The 17,305-nt window shown below is 54.1% G+C and carries 14 protein-coding genes; 7 read left to right on the forward strand and 7 right to left on the reverse strand.

The genetic code is table 11. The features are described 5' to 3' along the window. Positions 1–200: 200 nt before the first annotated feature. Positions 201–797 (forward strand): TetR/AcrR family transcriptional regulator, encoded by a 597-nt coding sequence (locus PEL01S_RS15220; protein WP_127460890.1) that lies wholly within the window; start codon positions 201–203, stop codon positions 795–797. A gap of 55 nt (positions 798–852) precedes the next feature. On the opposite strand, the gene fumC is transcribed toward PEL01S_RS15220, so the two are convergent. Further along, a complete protein-coding gene (gene fumC / locus PEL01S_RS15225) occupies positions 853–2,241 on the reverse strand; it encodes a class II fumarate hydratase (RefSeq protein ID WP_127460891.1) in 1,389 nt (462 codons plus the stop codon). A gap of 215 nt (positions 2,242–2,456) precedes the next feature. On the opposite strand from fumC, the gene PEL01S_RS15230 reads away from it, so the two are divergent. From PEL01S_RS15230 to PEL01S_RS15240, 3 genes are all read left to right on the forward strand, one after another. After that, entirely contained in the window at positions 2,457–3,581 is a 1,125-nt protein-coding gene (locus tag PEL01S_RS15230) for an NADH-dependent flavin oxidoreductase (RefSeq protein ID WP_127460892.1), read from the forward strand. A gap of 93 nt (positions 3,582–3,674) precedes the next feature. Then, positions 3,675–5,105 (forward strand): FMN-binding glutamate synthase family protein, encoded by a 1,431-nt coding sequence (locus PEL01S_RS15235; RefSeq protein ID WP_063180621.1) that lies wholly within the window; start codon positions 3,675–3,677, stop codon positions 5,103–5,105. A gap of 25 nt (positions 5,106–5,130) precedes the next feature. Further along, positions 5,131–5,844, forward strand: a complete 714-nt coding sequence (locus tag PEL01S_RS15240) for a YqjF family protein (RefSeq protein ID WP_063180619.1) — start codon at positions 5,131–5,133, stop codon at positions 5,842–5,844. Between the two features lie 6 nt (positions 5,845–5,850). Here the strand turns inward: PEL01S_RS15240 and PEL01S_RS15245 are convergent, their stop codons facing one another. The 6 genes from PEL01S_RS15245 to PEL01S_RS15270 are packed head-to-tail and all read right to left on the reverse strand — an operon-like array spanning position 5,851 to position 12,309. Continuing rightward, positions 5,851–6,951 carry a GerAB/ArcD/ProY family transporter gene (locus PEL01S_RS15245; RefSeq protein ID WP_063180617.1) on the reverse strand — a complete coding sequence of 367 codons (1,101 nt, stop codon included), beginning with the start codon at positions 6,949–6,951 and terminating at the stop codon, positions 5,851–5,853. Positions 6,952–6,984: 33 nt separating this feature from the next. Next, on the reverse strand, positions 6,985–8,085 hold the full coding sequence (locus tag PEL01S_RS15250; RefSeq protein WP_127460893.1) for a GerAB/ArcD/ProY family transporter: 1,101 nt from the start codon (positions 8,083–8,085) through the stop codon (positions 6,985–6,987). A 27-nt stretch (positions 8,086–8,112) separates the two neighbouring features. After that, complete coding sequence (locus PEL01S_RS15255; RefSeq protein ID WP_231884662.1) at positions 8,113–9,225, reverse strand: GerAB/ArcD/ProY family transporter; 1,113 nt, start codon at positions 9,223–9,225, stop codon at positions 8,113–8,115. A 14-nt stretch (positions 9,226–9,239) separates the two neighbouring features. After that, entirely contained in the window at positions 9,240–9,482 is a 243-nt protein-coding gene (locus tag PEL01S_RS15260) for a hypothetical protein (RefSeq protein ID WP_063180613.1), read from the reverse strand. Positions 9,483–9,485: 3 nt separating this feature from the next. Further along, a complete protein-coding gene (locus PEL01S_RS15265; RefSeq protein WP_063915658.1) occupies positions 9,486–10,688 on the reverse strand; it encodes a Ger(x)C family spore germination protein in 1,203 nt (400 codons plus the stop codon). Positions 10,689–10,710: 22 nt separating this feature from the next. Beyond that, a complete protein-coding gene (locus PEL01S_RS15270; RefSeq protein WP_063180873.1) occupies positions 10,711–12,309 on the reverse strand; it encodes a spore germination protein in 1,599 nt (532 codons plus the stop codon). Positions 12,310–12,472: 163 nt separating this feature from the next. Between PEL01S_RS15270 and PEL01S_RS15275 the strand changes: the two genes are divergently transcribed. The 3 genes from PEL01S_RS15275 (at position 12,473) to PEL01S_RS15285 (ending at position 17,280) form a co-directional block, all read left to right on the forward strand. After that, positions 12,473–13,570 (forward strand): GerAB/ArcD/ProY family transporter, encoded by a 1,098-nt coding sequence (locus PEL01S_RS15275; protein ID WP_063180609.1) that lies wholly within the window; start codon positions 12,473–12,475, stop codon positions 13,568–13,570. 101 nt (positions 13,571–13,671) lie between these two features. Beyond that, positions 13,672–15,021, forward strand: coding sequence for an FAD-binding oxidoreductase (locus PEL01S_RS15280; protein WP_127460894.1), 1,350 nt, complete (start codon positions 13,672–13,674; stop codon positions 15,019–15,021). An 87-nt stretch (positions 15,022–15,108) separates the two neighbouring features. Then, positions 15,109–17,280: a HelD family protein gene (locus PEL01S_RS15285; RefSeq protein ID WP_127460895.1), complete on the forward strand. Its 2,172-nt coding sequence runs from the start codon at positions 15,109–15,111 to the stop codon at positions 17,278–17,280. Positions 17,281–17,305 lie beyond the last annotated feature (25 nt).

Consider the following 17,305-nt stretch of genomic DNA (forward strand, 5'->3'; position numbering starts at 1 on the left):
AGCGGACTTTTCCATAACTAGGCCTCCATAAATGAACTTTGTGTTGATTAATGATCATACTGTCTATTATAGTATTAACGGGAGACGATACCATGGACAGTCCGCGATAAAGTGTCTACTAACCATCGAAAAACAATCTATATTTGACAACTTTTACACAACTTATTGGAGTGAAAGGACTGAACGAAGTGACTGAGAATGTGAACGATCCCAGAATTGTCCGGACGATGCACATGCTTCGGGAGGCGCTGCTTGAGCTGATGGAGGAACAAGGCTTCGAACGAATCACAGTGAAGGATATCACGTCAAAAGCGGGGCTGAACCGGGGCACCTTCTATTTACATTATGCCGACAAATTCGATCTTCTGGAGCGAATCACCGAAGAGATGATGCAGGGGCTCCGACAGATCGCCCAAACGTTCGATCCGCTGGACTTGGTCATGCACGAGTCGCAGGACACCCCCTTTCCGTTCACGGTTCGGCTGTTTGAATATTTCGGCGAGCATGCCCGCTTTTTCAGCGTGATGCTGGGGCCGAAGGGGGACCCGGCCTTTTCCGTGAAGTTCAAGGAGTTCATGCAAGTTCATTTGATGGACAAGTTCAACGAATTTCACCACAGCGAAGACCGCGTGCCGGTTCCGTGGGATTATTTGATGGCCTATTTAATCTCCGCGCATCTGGGTATCGTTCAATATTGGCTTGAACGAGGCCGCGATCATACCCCGTGGGACGTGGCCTTGATGTTCACGCGCATGACCCAACTGAGCCCCATTCAATCTGCAGGCTTGAAAAAGTAGCCCGCGAGAGATAGAAAAAAGACAGCCCGCTTCATACAGGCTGTCTCTACACCGTCTACTCTTTCGGATGAATCATTTCCTCCGGACGCACGATCGATATGAACTGCTCCTCTGTCAAATAGCCGCTCCGGATCGCCGCTTCCTTGAGCGTCAACCCTTCCTTATGCGCCGCTTTGGCGATCGCCGCCGCTTTCTCGTAGCCGATATGCGGGTTCAGCGCCGTAACCAGCATCAGCGATTCGTCCAAGTACCGTTGAATGACCTCGCGGTTCGGCTCGATGCCGATGGCGCAATGCTCGTTGAACGAATCCATTGCGTCTGCCAGCAGACGAACGGACTGCAAATAGTTGTGAATAATGACCGGCTTGAACACGTTCAATTCAAAATTCCCTTGGCTGGCGGCAAAGCCAATCACCGCATCGTTGCCCATCACCTGGCAGGCGACCATCGTCATCGCTTCGCTTTGGGTCGGGTTCACCTTGCCCGGCATGATCGAGCTGCCCGGCTCGTTCTCCGGGATACGCAGCTCACCGATGCCGCAGCGCGGACCGCTTGCCAGCCACCGGACATCGTTGGCGATCTTCATCAGATCGGCGGCGAGCGCTTTGATCGCGCCATGACTGTATACGATTTGATCGTGGCTGGTCAGCCCGTGAAATTTGTTCTCGGCCGAGACGAACGTTTCTCCCGTATAGCGGGAAATTTCCTCGGCCACCGTCTCGCCGAATCTCGGATGGGCATTCAATCCCGTTCCGACGGCCGTGCCGCCGATCGCCAGCTCGCGCATCGGCTCCAAGCTTTCGCGGATCATCCGCTCCGTCTTCTCCAGCATCGCCCACCAGCCGCTGATTTCCTGCCCGAGCGTCAGCGGTGTCGCATCCTGCAGATGTGTACGTCCGATTTTGACGATAGCCTCAAATTCCTTGGCTTTATTTCCGAGCGTTTCCTTGAGCCGCTGCAAAGCGGGAAGCAATTGCTGCCGCACCGCCAGCACGCCGGCGATATGCATCGCGGTCGGGAACGTATCGTTCGAGCTTTGCGAGCGGTTCACGTCGTCGTTCGGGTGAATCCGCAGCTCGCTTCCTTTCGCTTCGAGAAGCTGCGACGCCCTTCTGGCGATGACTTCGTTCGCGTTCATGTTGGACTGCGTGCCGCTGCCGGTCTGCCATACGACAAGCGGAAAATGGTCATCCCATTGTCCGCCGCTGACTTCATCGGCCGCTTGGGCGATCGCTTCCGCCTTTTCCGGCTCCAGCTTGCCCAGCTTCAGGTTAGCTGCCGCCGCCCCCTTCTTCAGCAGCGCGAACGCCCGGACGATTTCCAGCGGCATCCGCTCCGTACCGATCTTGAAGTTCTCTTTGCTCCGCTGAGTTTGAGCGCCCCATAATTTGTCCGCAGGCACCTGAATTTCGCCCATCGTGTCTCTTTCGGTTCGGAATTCCATCGTAAGCATCCTCCTTGACATAAGTTCATCTTAGTTAAGATTACCCATCCTGGAAAAAATTAAAAAGCTTTGACTCCGCCGGATCGACCGGACGATTCCGCCTATCGGGCCGCAGGCCGTAGAATAAGGATTGATTTTTGTGCGGCCATTTGATTAAATCAACTTAATATACATAATAGTATACTATATTTCCAAAGAAAGGTCGAATCCGTCTTATGAATCCACTTTATGCACCTTTGTTCGAGCCGCTTGCCCTGCGGAGCGGCATCACGCTTGACAACCGGATCGTCGTCGCGCCGATGACTCACTATTCGTCCCGTCCGGACGGAACATTGACCGACGAGGAGCTGCATTTTATAGCCCGGCGCTCCAGAGGCGCCGGTATGGTCATTACGGCCTGCGCCTATATTGCCCCGGGAGGACAAGATGCCGCCGGAGAGCCCGCAGCCGACCGCGACGAAACGATACCGGAGCTCACTCGCTGGGCCCGGGTCATTCAAGCGCAAGGAACGTTAGCTGTCCTCCAGCTTCATCATGGCGGGCGCAACGCGGACCCCGGACTCGCGCCCAACGGCAACGTCGTCGGCCCGAGTGCAATAAAGGATGAAGCCGGAGGCTTCGTCCTCCCCCGGGAGCTGGCGCCGCATGAGATCGAGGAGCTGATCCGGCAGTTCGGGGAAGCCGCGCGCCGCGCCATCATCGCCGGGTTCGACGGAGTCGAGATCCATGGCGCTTTCGCTTTGCTGCTCCAGCAGTTCTATTCTCCGCACGCCAACCGCCGCCGCGACCGTTGGGGCGGGAGCGTCGAGCGGCGACTTGCCTTTCCTCTTGCGGTTATCGACGAGGTCAAGAATGCCGTCGCTGGACACGCCGACCGTCCGTTTATCGTCGGATACCGCTTTACTCCTGAAGAGGCGACAACGCCGGGGCTTACGATGGCCGACGCGCTGCATTTGGCCGATGTGCTGGCGAAGCAAGAGCTTGATTACATTCACGTGCTGACGAATGACTACCGCTCTAGGCCACGTCGTGAAGCTGACGCTACTCGTACCCGCCTTGAGCTGATCAAGGAGGCGGTCGGAAGCCGTACGCCGGTCATCGGCGGCGGTTCGATCTACACGGCCGACCAAGCGCTGGAAGCGTACGACACCGGCATCGATCTCATTTCGCTCGCGCGGGGGCTGGTGATCGATCCCGACTGGATCGAGAAGATCAAGCAAGGACGCGAGGCGGACATCGAAACGACGCTTCGAGCCGATGCACAGCAGCGTCTCGTGATCCCGGACCCGCTCTGGCGGATGATCTGGGGCGATCCGGGATGGTTCCCAGGGACTTCTTAAATAAATCCTTATTTGGTATATTCCTCCGATTCGATGTACAAACTAACCACGCGTTTCTCTTTTTAACGATTCGAATCGGAAGAGGTCTTTCTTATGTCATCGAAATGGGTTTGGTTTATATTCGGCTCGTTTGTCGGATCGCTTGCGGCCGTCGTGCTTTCCGGCATGCTCGCCCTTTTGTGCTCAAGAAGCATCATCAAGTGGATCGTCGGGCGCTTTACGAAACGGCTGATGTCCGATCCTTACGAGTCCAACATTTGGGAAGTGATCACGGCTACGACCCGAATCAGTCCCATTACCGTCGTGGAGAACAGCATTCGCGCCGCTTCCGGCGCCGTGATCGAACGTCCGTTCGGAAGCCCGCGCAAGTTTCTTCATTTTGAGGGACTCGTGTTCTCTCCCGCTCAATTATTCGTGCTTCCTACACCGGAAGACGTTGAGATCGATATGACCACCGTGATCGGCCCCAAAGCAAAAAAGCCGTTGGTACTCGATATTCCGATACTCGCCGCTGGTATGGGCTATGGCGTAGGCTTAAGCGAAAAGGTAAAAGTCGCCATTGCCAAAGGAACAGCCAATGTCGGAACAAGTACGAATACGGGCGAAGGCGGCTTTTTGCCGGAGGAGCGGCAAAATGCCAAGTATTTGATCATTCAATACAACTCCGGACATTGGTCCAAATCACCCGAAATATTAAAACAAGCTGATGCGATCGAAATCCGCTTCGGTCAGGGGGCGCTTGCCGGCACCGCAACCATCCTGCAGGCAACGGATCTGGAAGGAAGAGCCAGCGAGATCATGCAGGTGCAGAACGAGGAAATCACCGTCATTCCGAGCCGCCATAAAGATATTTCAAGCCCGCAGGATCTGAAACAAGTGGTTGAGCGGCTTCGTCAGATGACCGGAGGTGTGCCGATTGGCGTAAAAATATGCGCCAGCGCCGTTCTGGAGCACGATCTGGAAATCGCCATTCAAGCCGGCGTCGACTTTATCAGCCTTGACGGGGGCCAGGCGGGGACGAAAGGCGGAGCGCCGATTTTGGAGGACGATTTCGGGCTGCCGACGATCTACGCCTTATCTCGCGCGGTTCGTTACCTTCGCAAACGGGGCGTGAAGGATTCGATCAGCCTGCTGACCGGAGGCGCCTATTCACAGCCTGGCGAATGCCTCAAAGCCATCGCATTAGGAGCCACCGGCGTGTATATGGGCAGCTCTCTGTTATGGGCCATGACGCACGATCAAGTTACGAAAGCGGTGCCCTGGGAGCCTCCGACGCAGCTTGCCTGGTATACCGGCAGTATGCAGGAACGTTTTAACGAAGAAGAAGCCGCAGTCTATTTGGAAAATTTTTTAAATTCTTTCACGGACGAAATGAAGCTGGCGATCAGCGCGCTCGGCAAACGTGCTCTGCGGGAAGTCAACGCCGACGATATGGTGGCCCTCGATGCGTGGACCAGTCATGTGACGAAAGTAAAATTGGCCTACGAGCCGTGGGAGAAGCCAGAAACGAATCCGCATGGTTGACGAGCTGCAAAAGGAGAGGTCGCCGATGCCCGCTTTCCGATGGACAATGAAGCAGACTTGGGAGCATTTCCTATTTGCCCACTGGCCCGTTCCGGTCGAAGCGATCCGTTCCTTCGTCCCTGAGGCACTGGATATCGACACTTGGGATGGGCAGGCATGGGTTGGCATTCTGCCCTTCCGTCTTGGCGGAATACGGTTGAAATATATGCCTTCCCTGCCCTGGATGCGATCGTTTCCCGAGATTAACGTTCGTACATATGTCCGGTCGGGCGGAGAATCCGCCATCTTTTTTTTGTCCATGGACGCTTCCCATCCCCTGCTCGTTCCTATCGCCAAGCAGTGGTACCGGCTTCCGTACCATCAAGCGAAGATGCGCTTCCGCACGGACGGCCGGACCATTGCGTTTCAAAGCCGCCGGTGGTCCGCTTCCCTGCCGGAAGAAGCCTTCTGCGCCACGTACCGTCCTGTCTCCGCCCCGTTCGCCGCCCGGCAAGGAACGATCGAATATTGGCTTATGGAGCGTTATATTTACTATTGCCGATGCGGCCGCAGCGGCGGACTGTACCGGGGTGAGGTAGTTCACGCGCCATGGGAGCTGCAAACGGCCGAAGCGGATTTGAGTTGTCATGCATTGACGCGAGGATTCGGATTGGAGCTGGGAACTCCCGCCCTGCTCCACTACTCCCGGGGAACCCGCGCCCTTATCGGACCGCTCGGCAAAGCGTGGAACCAGCCGTAACGAAAGCTACGGCTTTATTTTTTTGCGGAATGCCCCAGCCGCAACAAGCAGCAATGGGAACAGCAGGCCGATGGTGATGGAATAGACTGGCCATACTTTTTCATCCCATTGCAACTGATAAGCGGAACTGGGATACGTAAACAAGGACAACGGCACCATGAGAAGGCCAAGCGGGATAACGAGCACTCGCTCGTCATCCAATTTCAACAATTGAGCCATCCCCTTTACAGAAGCATAAAAATAAATGACCGTTTTGAAATAAAGCGCGATAATCCAAAACGCAGCCACAATGACTTCGATGCGCGTTATAAAATTGGCGATATTGATTCGTTTGGCAAGCGCATAGCTGGGGTAAAATTGACGTGCCGTCTGCTCCGCCCCCAGTACCCCGACGCACGCGGCAGTTACAGTGAGCAAGAACATCCCTCCGACGATGCTTCCGAGCAGAAAAGCCCCCGACGCTTTCGTTCCCCCTTGAACCTCCGAAGGATAGATCATCAAAAAAAAGACGAGTGGAAACGATGTGTAGCTCATATAGGAAAATACGCCTTTCAAGATCGGTAAGATTCCTGCTTCAAAAACGGGCTGGAAATGTTCAGGCTGGATTTTGGGCGAAACGAACACGATTAGAGCGGCAAATAGAACGACAACGACCGGAAATAACACTTCAGCCGTGAGAGCCAGCGTTTTAAGACCAAGAAGAAGACCCACAACCACGATCAGAGTGAACATGATATGAATCATGTATTCGGGCGTCGTACGCATCACTTGCGTGATCATGAAATTGCCCATGTAATACACCAGAGTTGAAGATCCTAAGAGGTAGCAAGCGGTAAACGAAACGACAGAGACGATGGTGCCCATCCATTTGCCGAGCAGCCGACGACTGATTTCCACATAGGTCAAATCGGGATAACGATGAGCCACTCGCATGAGCAATAAAACGATAAGCAGCCCGGTCCCTATTCCGGCTACGATAGGAATCCATGCCCCTTGCTTCACATCCCTCGCGGCTGCCGACGGGATAAACAGAATGGAGCTTCCGATAGAAAATAAAATGACCAGAATCAGGAATTGACGGCGCGTCATTTTGTCGCTGCGGCTCATCGTTTCACTCCCTTCACCTCATAATCCGATAAGCTACGGAATTTTTTTCTTGCGTATGGTCCCGACGGCAAGCAGCAGCAGCGGAAAGAACAGACCGGACGTCATCACCCAGAACGGCCACGTCCGATCATCCCACTCCTGCTGATAAGCGGAATTGTGATAAACGACCATAGACAATACTGCAGCCAGAACTCCAAGGGGAAGCACAAGCGCACGTTCGTCGGACAGTTTCAATAGTTGGGCCAGTCCCTTCATCGTGGCGTAAAAGTAAACGATCGTTTCGAAAAAAAGCGTGATGATCCATATGGCGGCAACAATGACTTCAATGCGCGTAATAAATTCCGCGATGTTGATTCTTTTGGCGAGCGCATAGCTGGGATAAAACAACCGGGCTGTCGTTTCAGCCCCCAATACCCCGATACAGGCCGCAGTAACAAGAAGCAGCAGCATTCCTCCGATGAGGCTTCCCAGCACAAATGTCATTGAGGCTTTAGTTCCCGTCCGAACGGAAGAGGGATAGATCATTAAAAAAAAGACAAGCGGGAAGCCCGCAAAACTGACATAGTCCAAAGTAATTTTCAGTATCGGCGTAACTCCCGCTTCCCAGACCGGTTGAAAATGTTCGAGTTGAATTTTGGGAGAAACGAAACCGATTAGAGCGGCAATCAGCACGGCAACGACCGGAAACAATATTTCCGCTGTACGGGCCACCGTTCGAGGACCAAGAAGAAGACCCATGACCAAGAGGGCAGAAAATATGATATTGATGATGTAGTCGGGGGTCGTGGCCATAATTTGTGTTGTAACGAAGTGGCCCATATAATACACCAGCGTGCAGACCCCGCCGATAAAAGCGGTCAAGATCCACATCAAGGACACGAGAGTACCCACCCATTTTCCAAGCAACAGGCTATTGATTTCAACAAACGTCAGCGTAGGATAGCGATGGACGGTTTTCATGAGGATGAATAGGATAAGGCAGCTGCATCCCATTCCCGTAATGATGGGGATCCATGCCCCTTGCTTCATGCCAGCCGCAGCATTCGAAGGAATAGCCAAGAGCGAGCTCCCGATCGTAAAGAGGATCACCATAAGCAGAAATTGCCTGACCGTTATTTGTTTGTCGCCATTCACCGCTTCACCCCCCCAAACCGGCCGACGTCACGAATTGTTTTTTCTGCGCATCGTCCCTTTTTTCCGTATGATCCCCATGGCAAGCAGCAGTAAGGGAATAATTAATCCTGAAGTTCCCACATACAGCGGCCATATTTTCTCATCCCACAATTGACGGTAAGCGGCACTGGGATAAAACATGCGCGCGAAGACGACGGACAGAAGTCCCAGGGGTAACAAAAGCGCACGTTTGTCCTGAAGCTTCAGCAATTGAGCCAAGCCCTTCATGCCCGCAAAAAAATAAATCATTAGCTTAAAGTAAAGAGAGAGGAACCAAAGCGTCGCCATAAGTACTTCAATTCGCGTGATAAAATTGGCGATATTGATTTTTTTTGCCAGCGTATAGCTGGGATAAGCCTGTCTGGAGGTGCCCTCCGCCCCAAGCACCGCAACGCATACCGTCGTAATCGTCAGCAAAAACAATCCGCCGACGATATTTCCAATCAACATGGCTTTGGAAGCCTGATCAGGTTCTTTGACACAGGGCGGATAAATCATTAAGAAGAAAACCGCCGGAAACGTAGAGAAGCCCAAATACGAGATGCAGGACTTGATCAACGGCTTGACTCCGACGGTAAAAGCGGGCTGTAAATGCTCCAGCTTCATGTTGGGCGATACGGCCAAAATCATCACGATGAATAACGCGGTAATCAGCGGAAACAAAACCTCCGCTGCGCGAGCTACCGTTCCGAGCCCAAGATACTGGCCCCAAATGGCTACGACTACAAAAAGAATATTTGCTGCGATGACCGGTGTGGCGGGCATAATTTGACGCGTCACGAAGGTTCCGGCAAAATCGATCAACGATACGCCTCCGACCGCAAACGTACTCACAATCAAAAAGAACGAAACGATGGCGCCAAGCCATTTTCCTAGAAGCTTCTCGCTAATTTCCACCAGAGTCAGACCGGGATACAGGCCAGCCACACCATTGTACATGCAAACGAGCAGAAAGCTTAACCCTATTCCAGCAAGGATCGAAATCCAGGCATCCTGTTTGGCAGCCGCTGTGGCTCCTCCGGGCACGAACAGGACGGAGCTGCCGATCGTAAACAAAACGACGAGCAGCATTAACTGCCTGGAGGTGATCTGATTATCCACGTACCATCACCACGCTATTCCGACGGTTTTAATATTCCGAATACATAATCGCTCACGGGTTTGTACAGGTACGCAATCCAATCCAACGGGTTCGGGACATTCAACCGCAGGCTTTTGGCGATGCTTAAACCGAGACCGAGTGCCAGCAAGAGCGAAAAGACCCATAGTTCCTTCTTTCTTTTTGTCCGCACAAGCGACGGCACTTCCAGCCAAACAATTACCGCGCCCACAGCAAGAATACCAGCAATGGCCATCATGACTTATTGCTCCTCTTTCTTTTTCATATCATTGATGAAGGAATTGGTCTGTGTGCCGGTCCGCCTGATTTTGACATCGATGGAAAGCTCCACAGGCAAATTCACAAATTCCTGCCGCCAGTTTTTCTTAAGCTGTTTCCATGCTTTCGGATTCGAACGGTGAATCGCGCTCCCAAAGCCGAAAATGTCCGATCCGAACGTTTTCTGAGCTTTGTTGATCACATGCTGCAAAGAAGCCGTCAGCTTTTTTTTCAATTCTTTTTCCAAGCCGTGCAACGTTTCCGGCTTATTCAGCTCGATAACGCACTTGACCTCCGTGACGTCCGCTTCCATATAAAGCTTCACTTTCGCTTCGGGCTTTCCGTTTTTAACCACGCCTTTCATTTTGCTATTGACGCGGCTCACGATAAGATCCAAGGTGCCTTTTTTCGGACAGGCCAAGCTTTCCACCGTGCTCTTTACTTTACCGATGATATAGTTGTAATCCCGGCTCTCGGTTTCATTCAGCCAGCCCACGAGCTTGTCGTCTTTAAAAACTCCAGTAGACGAAAACTTGAAATGGGTATAGTCGTTGCTCTTCAACGCATTGCTCATTTTCTCTCCCGTTTGCTTGCTTCCGGTCGTTTCCACCCCTGTCAGTACTGCGGCTTTCCCCGGGCTGATCAAGTCGGACAACAGATCGTCCAAATACACGTTAGCCGTCTCTCCTGTGACTTTCTTGTTCCAATCCATCGATTTAAAAATTTTGTTCGACTGCGATTTTTCCGTATGCGTGACGATGCTTAGGATTTTTTCGGCTTGCTCTCCCTTCGCAATCAAAATATAAAAATCGGCGCGAAGCTCATTGTCTCTTGAAAAAAAATCGAGGATGTCTCTAATACCTTCCCTTGCCACTTGCTCGCTGATGACCAAAATCCGCAAATGGGATAAGTAAAAATATCTCGGAGACGACCGGACCATCTTGCGAATCGCCTCCACCATGGAAGGCGCCGTCGCACGAAATATGGCGGTGGGAGTGCCGGTGCTCCCGCCGCGCTTGGAAACCATGGCTTCGGGTACGACGACTTGCGCGGACAGCTTGTATTGGTCGCCGCTTTTATCGATCCCTATGCCTCCGACAATGGATAAGTCGTTCAGCTCTCTGCGGCTCCAACAGCCGGCAAGCAGTGCTCCCATCAGCAAGAAGCACAGGGATAGTAGAATCATTCGCCGCACGGCCGCTCCCCCTTTACCCTTGATTTTGTTCTCCTCCGTCCTGACGCCCCGGATCGGATGCATTGCCTTTCTGCTGCCGCCATAGGTTGCGGGGACGCAATGCTTCAGGCCGGGTATACATCTGCCACCAGGGGACCCGAACAATCGCGTCCTTTTGATCGGCCAGCTTAAACGGCGCCATAGGCGACAGGTATGGAACGCCGAACGAGCTCAAATGGCACATGTGCAGGACAAGGGCGATGAGCCCGACGATGATCCCGAATATCCCGAAGGACGCCCCTAATGCCATGTATCCAAAACGAAGCATCCGAATCGAAATCCCCATATCAAAGCTTGGAAAGATGAATCCTGATATCGCCGTAATCGATACGATGATGACCATCGCCGGGGAGACCAATCCCGCATCTACCGCAGCCGATCCCAGTACAAGTGCGCCTACGATCGATATCGACGTTCCGACGGCTCTGGGCATCCGTATCCCCGCCTCGCGCAAAAGCTCAAACGTGACTTCCATCATGAGGGCCTCGATGAAAGCCGGGAACGGAATGCCCTCGCGCTGAGCGGCAAGGCTGACCAGCAGGGAAGTCGGAATCATCTCCTGATGGAAGGTTGTGATCGCAATATAAAGCGAGGGCGCAAGCAGCGATATCACCAATGCCACATACCTAAGCAGGCGAACTAGCCCATAGTCGGCCCGATGGTAATAATCCTCTGCAGATTGCATGAACTGCGCGAACACCGCCGGTACGATCAATACATACGGCGTTCCGTCGATCAGGATGGCGACACGTCCCTCAAGCAGTGCAGCAGCCACGGAATCTGGCCGCTCCGAATTCCTTACGGTCGGAAAAACGGAGTATTTGCTGTCCTGAATAAACTCCTCAATATAATTGCTTTCCAAAATGCCGTCGATATTAATTTGTCCGAGTCGATCGCGAACTTGACGGATGATATCGGCGTCGACGATGCCTTCGATGAACATGATGCTTACATCTGTTTGCGTCACACGTCCGATTTGTCTCGTTTCCACCCTGATGTCCGGACTTTTGATTTTTCTCCGGATCAGGGCGATATTGGTTTGAATCGCTTCGGTAAAGCCCTCCTGCGGTCCGCGGACAACGGTTTGGGATGTCGGCTCCGTGACGTTTCGCCGCTGACCTCCGCTGGTATCGACCGATAGCGCCTGGTTGCAGCCTTCGATCAATAGAATGGTATGCCCTACAAGCACGGCTGATTTGACCGCTTGGAAATGCCGAGTGAGCTTGATATCACCGACAGCAAACGGAAAATGCCGTAAAATCCACTCGATATTTCCTGCATTTTTGCGAGGGTCCCCCCACTCGCTCTTCTCCGAATGCGTATAAAAGGATTCCATCAGCCGGAAAACGGATTGTTCTTCTGTAAGGCCGGCAATGAAGACGAAGGCGCACGGAATTTCGTTATCCGGTCCTATCATCATTTCCCTTACGATCAGATCGGAGCTGTACCCGAGCTGCTGCCGCAGCTCTTGAAGATCGGCCTGCAGAAGGCCGCTGAGCGGCAAGTTGTCGTTGGACTTGGCTTTGCTGCCCTCCTGCTGTCCGGTTTGCTGCGAGGCCGGCAAACGATTCATGCCGCTTTTGTTTTTGCGAAAGAAAAATTGCACGGTTCCTCGACCTCAAATCTTAAGTGTTGCCATTATTATTCATCCTCTACAGTTACTTTATTCCACTAAGATGCATATGGACGGATAAACGAACAAAATATAACGATGTACATGGGAAGGGGGAACGATCGTGCATTTTTCTTCATTGAGCGCTCGCCAGTTTATGTTTTTGACGGCGTTGTTCGTTATTGGCGATACGATTTTGTACGTTCCCTCCAATGTCGCTTTTGTCGCCGGACAGGACGCCTGGATTTCCGGCTTGATTGCTAGTTGTGCCGGTTTTTTGTTGGTTTCGCTGTACGGAATATTAGGTAAGCAATACCCTCGTATGCTGCTGATCGATATTTGCGAAAGCGCGTTCGGACGCTTCCTTGGCAAGGCGGTCGGCCTGTGGGTGATTTTGTTCTTCTTTATCGATTCCGGAGTGCTTCTTTGGCAAATCGGCGATTTTATGTCCACTCATATCCTGATGGCCACACCGATCCAGGCCTGCCTGATCCTGTTTATCGCGATTATTGTCATGGGGGTCCGCTTAGGGCCGGATGTGCTCGGGAGGGCTTCCGAAATTATTTTCGGGTGGAGCGTGGTGCTGTTCGTCCTGTTCGTGGTGATGCTTTCTCCCAATTTTGAAGGCCGTCACATTCAGCCGTTAGCTGAGAACGGGCTCAGTCCGATCGTTCGCGGTTCGTTTTTATTAGTCGGATACTATTTAGAAAGCTTCATCCTGATTTCCCTTTTTCCATATTTCAAACCTACGGGGAACCTATCCAATGTTTTGCGGAAGGGGATGCTGATCGGCTCATCCGTCTTAGCCTTGACGATCCTGACTTGTATTTTGGTGCTCGGAAAAGACATTACCGTCATAAATATATTTCCCACCTACATCTTGGCGCAGAAAATCAGCATCGGCGGCATTCTCGAACGAATCGAAGTCGTTATTGCCTCCATCTGGATCTTTACCCTTTACTTCAAATTGTCCCTTTGTTTCCACGCCGCGATCCGGGAAACGGCACAGTTGTTCAAAGTAAAAGATTACAAAATATTATCGTTCCCCTCGGCTGTTCTGGTCGTCGCAGCTTCTCTGATCCTTGTCCCAAACGTCTCTTATTTCAACACGCTCATTATCCAAACCTGGTGGCCTTATACGTTAACTCAGGGGCTGCTTCTGCCGCTGCTGCTGCTCGGCATTCCTAAAGTCAAGTCGCTTGTTTCCGCAAGCAAGCGATAACGGACGCAACGGGTGCCGTTTCTGGCTGTCAAGTTCATGCGCATGTCTGAACATGAATACAATGGGAGGAAACGGAAAAAGCGGCAGAGGAGGTCATACGAATGACCACAACGCTTACGGGACGCGTTGTCCGCCCGGGAGATCCCGGTTATGAGGACGCACGGATGAATACCAATGCCCGGTTCTCGAAATATCCGGCGGCCATCGTCTTTTGCGAGCATGTCGAGGATGTCGCGAATGCGGTCCGCTGGGCGCGGAAGTACGGCTATCCGCTCCGCGTGCGCAGCGGCCGGCACTGCTACGAGGATTTTACGCTCGCAGACGGCGGAATCGTCATCGATGTCAGTCCGATGAACGGCGTGTGGCTCGATCCGGAGAAGAGGACCGCTGTGGTCCAAACCGGCATCCGTCAGCTCCCGCTTTATGAGACGCTGTGGCAAAAGGGCGTCACCGTTCCGGGCGGTACATGCCCGACCGTCGGGATCGCAGGGCTGACGCTTGGCGGCGGATATGGCTTTCTCTCCCGGCTGCTCGGACTGACCTGCGACCAGCTGTTGGAGGTTGAAACGGTGCTTGCGAGCGGCCAAGTGATCCGTGCCAATGACCGTGAGCATGCGGATTTGCTCTGGGCCTCCCGCGGCGGAGGCGGCGGGAATTTCGGCATCGCCACTTCGTTCACATTTCGGGTATACCCGGTATCGAACGTTGCCATCTACCGGATCGCCTGGCCTTGGCGGGATCTGCCGCTGCTGCTGAACGCATGGCAGCATTGGGCGCCGTCGGTCGACGAACGGCTGACCCCCTCTCTCGTGCTGTCGGCAAGCTCGAATGAGTATTGCTATTCCTCCGGTCAATATGTCGGACCGGAACGGCGGCTCCGCGAGCTGCTCGCTCCGCTGCTTTCGGTTGGAACGCCCCTGGAAATGGAAATCATGACCGTCCCTTATCTTGAGGCGATGTACCGTTTCGGCGGTTTGAAAATGGAGCATGCGCAGTGGCAGATGACTCCCGAGCACCGGCACCGGTTCAAAAACAGCGGCGCCTTCGTGTACCGTCCTCTGCCGCCTCAGGCGATATCGACGATTGCCTCTTTCCTTCATGCGGCCCCGAGTCCGCTCTGCATGATCGTGTTCGAGAGCCTGGGGGGCCATCTGGGACGTATTCCCCCTCATGCAACCGCATTCGTACATCGCCGGGCAAGCTTTCATATGCAGTATATTACCCAATGGGACGATCCGGCGGCGGACAAAGCGCATCTCCGCTGGGCCGAAGGCATTCGGAAGGCATTGCTGCCTTATACGTTAGGCCAATACGTCAATTACCCGAATGTCTTCGATCCCAACTGGGCGCAGGCGTATTACGGCTCCAATCTTAACGCGCTGCGCCGGATCAAGCGGAAATACGACCCGGATAACGCGTTTCGTTTCGCGCAAAGCATTCCGCCGTTGTAAAACGCTTGCAACGACATACCCCGTTGTGCTATAGTATTACTCCTGTCCATTTTTGGGAATTCATAACACGAACGGAGGTACGGACCCATGGAATCCGGTCTGCAAAGCGCTTACTTGGAGGAAAAAGAACGGCTGGAGCACACCATACAAGAAATGGAAAGGCATCTTAAGGCACTACAGGCTATACCGCCCTATACGGGACACGACATGACGGAGCAGGTGCTGGAGTCGATCCGCGAAAACAAGCGGCGCAGCTTGGCGCACGCGCTGCCCGAGCCTTACTTCGGCAGACTGGATTTTCACGAAACGGGAAAGCCCGGTCCGGCCCCGCTCTATATAGGCAAGTCCGGCGTGGAAAAATCGGACTCTCCCGAGTTGATGGTGATCGATTGGCGCGCTCCGGTAGCGAGCCTTTTTTATTCGTTCACGGGAGGCACCGAAGCGGCCAGCTACGATTCGCCAGACGGCGTCGTACAAGGGCTCGTCTACTTGAAGCGCAACCTCGTGATCCGCAAGCAAATTTTACAGCGCGTAGTCGATACGTTTGACCGCGAATCGGACGCGATGGCGGTCACGGACGAGTTCCTGCTGTACCGGCTCGGCGAGAACAAGGACAATAAGCTGCGCGACATCGTCTCGACGATTCAGGCGGAGCAGGATGCGATCATCCGGGCCGGCAAAAACCATGCGCTCGTCATTCAAGGCGTCGCCGGAAGCGGGAAAACGACCGTAGCCCTGCACCGGCTCGCTTACCTGCTCTATCAATACCGGGATCAAGTCAAAGCGGAAAAAATGATCATTTTCGCCCCTTCCCGCATGTTTCTCGATTATATTTCCGGCGTTCTTCCAGAGCTTGGCGTCGGGCATATCCAGCAGACTACCTTCGCCGACTGGGCGCTGGAGCTGCTGGACCACGAGGTCAAACTGGCCGATCCGGCACAGGCGCTGCGGCATTGGTTCGCCGTCGGCGCGGCTCGTCCGGTCATGGACGATACGGCGCCCGGCCGGTTTAAGGGCTCGCTCCGCTTCATGCAGTGGCTGGACGGGCTCTTGAACGCATACGAGCAGCAGGCGGTGCCGCAGACGGATTTTGTTCCGTGGGACGGCGCCAAGCTCCCGTACCGCACCATCCGCGATTGGTACGCGGTAGAATACAAGCACGAGCCGCTGATGAAGCGCCGCGAGCGGGTGCTCGCCCGGATCAAGCGTTGGCTGGAGATGGAGCTGGATAAAGTATGGGAAGTCCACCTGAAGAAGGACTACAAAAAGCGCGGCTCTACCCGTCTTCGCGATTACGCCAAGCAGTGGACGGCCTATACGCCGTTCGGCTTCTACAAGGAGCTGTTCCGCACGGCGGAGTCCGGCGCCCTGCCCTTCGTTTCCGAGGCGGATGAGCGGTTCATTCCCGAGGACCTGCGCCAATCCACACTCACGGCAGCCAAGAAGAAGCAGGTACAGCCGGAGGATTTCGCCCCTCTGCTCTATATTCGCCAGCGCTTCGAAGGCATTCACGGCGATCTGCGCTTCGATCATACCGTCATCGACGAAGCGCAGGATTTCTCGCCATTCCAGGTGGCTCTGCTGGCGCTGCACACGAAGAACGGTTCGTTCTCGATTCTCGGCGATTTGTCGCAAGGCATCCACGCCTATCAGGGCGTTCGGGATTGGCATGAGCTGCTGTCATTGTTCCCTGAAGAGAACCGCGCGTACTTTACGCTGAATCGCAGCTACCGGTCAACGATGGAGATCATCTACTTCGCGAACGAAGTACTGAAGCGCGGGCTTGCCGAGCCGCCGGCGCTGGCCGTGCCGGTATTCCGCAGCGGCGAGCCGGTCGAGCTCGCGCAAGCGGACGGCCCAGCGCTGGCGCTGCGGCTCGCCGGAGTCGTACAGGAACACCGGCCGCGCGAGGGCGCAGGCACGCTGGCCATTCTCGCCCGCACGGAGGAGCGGTGCCGCGAGCTGCACGCGCAGCTGCTCGCCGCCGGATGCGACGGCGTGAACCTGATCGTCCCGGGCCAGCAGCAGTACGAGGGCGGCGTCTCCGTCGTTCCGGTGTATATGGCCAAAGGGCTCGAGTTCGATTCCGTCCTGCTCGTGGACGTCGATCCGGTTCATTACGCGCAGACAGCGCAGGACGCGAAGCTGCTCTATGTCGGCTGCACCCGGGCTCTGCACGAGCTGAAGCTGTTTTATTCGGGCGAGCCTTCCCCGCTGATCGCCGGTGTTCAAGGCGATTTTGTGAAGGCCGGACTGTAATTTCTAGGGGTCGGGAATCTGCTTA

This window comes from Paenibacillus elgii NBRC 100335 (assembly GCF_004000865.1).
Classification (GTDB): Bacteria; Bacillota; Bacilli; order Paenibacillales; family NBRC-103111; genus Paenibacillus_G; species Paenibacillus_G elgii.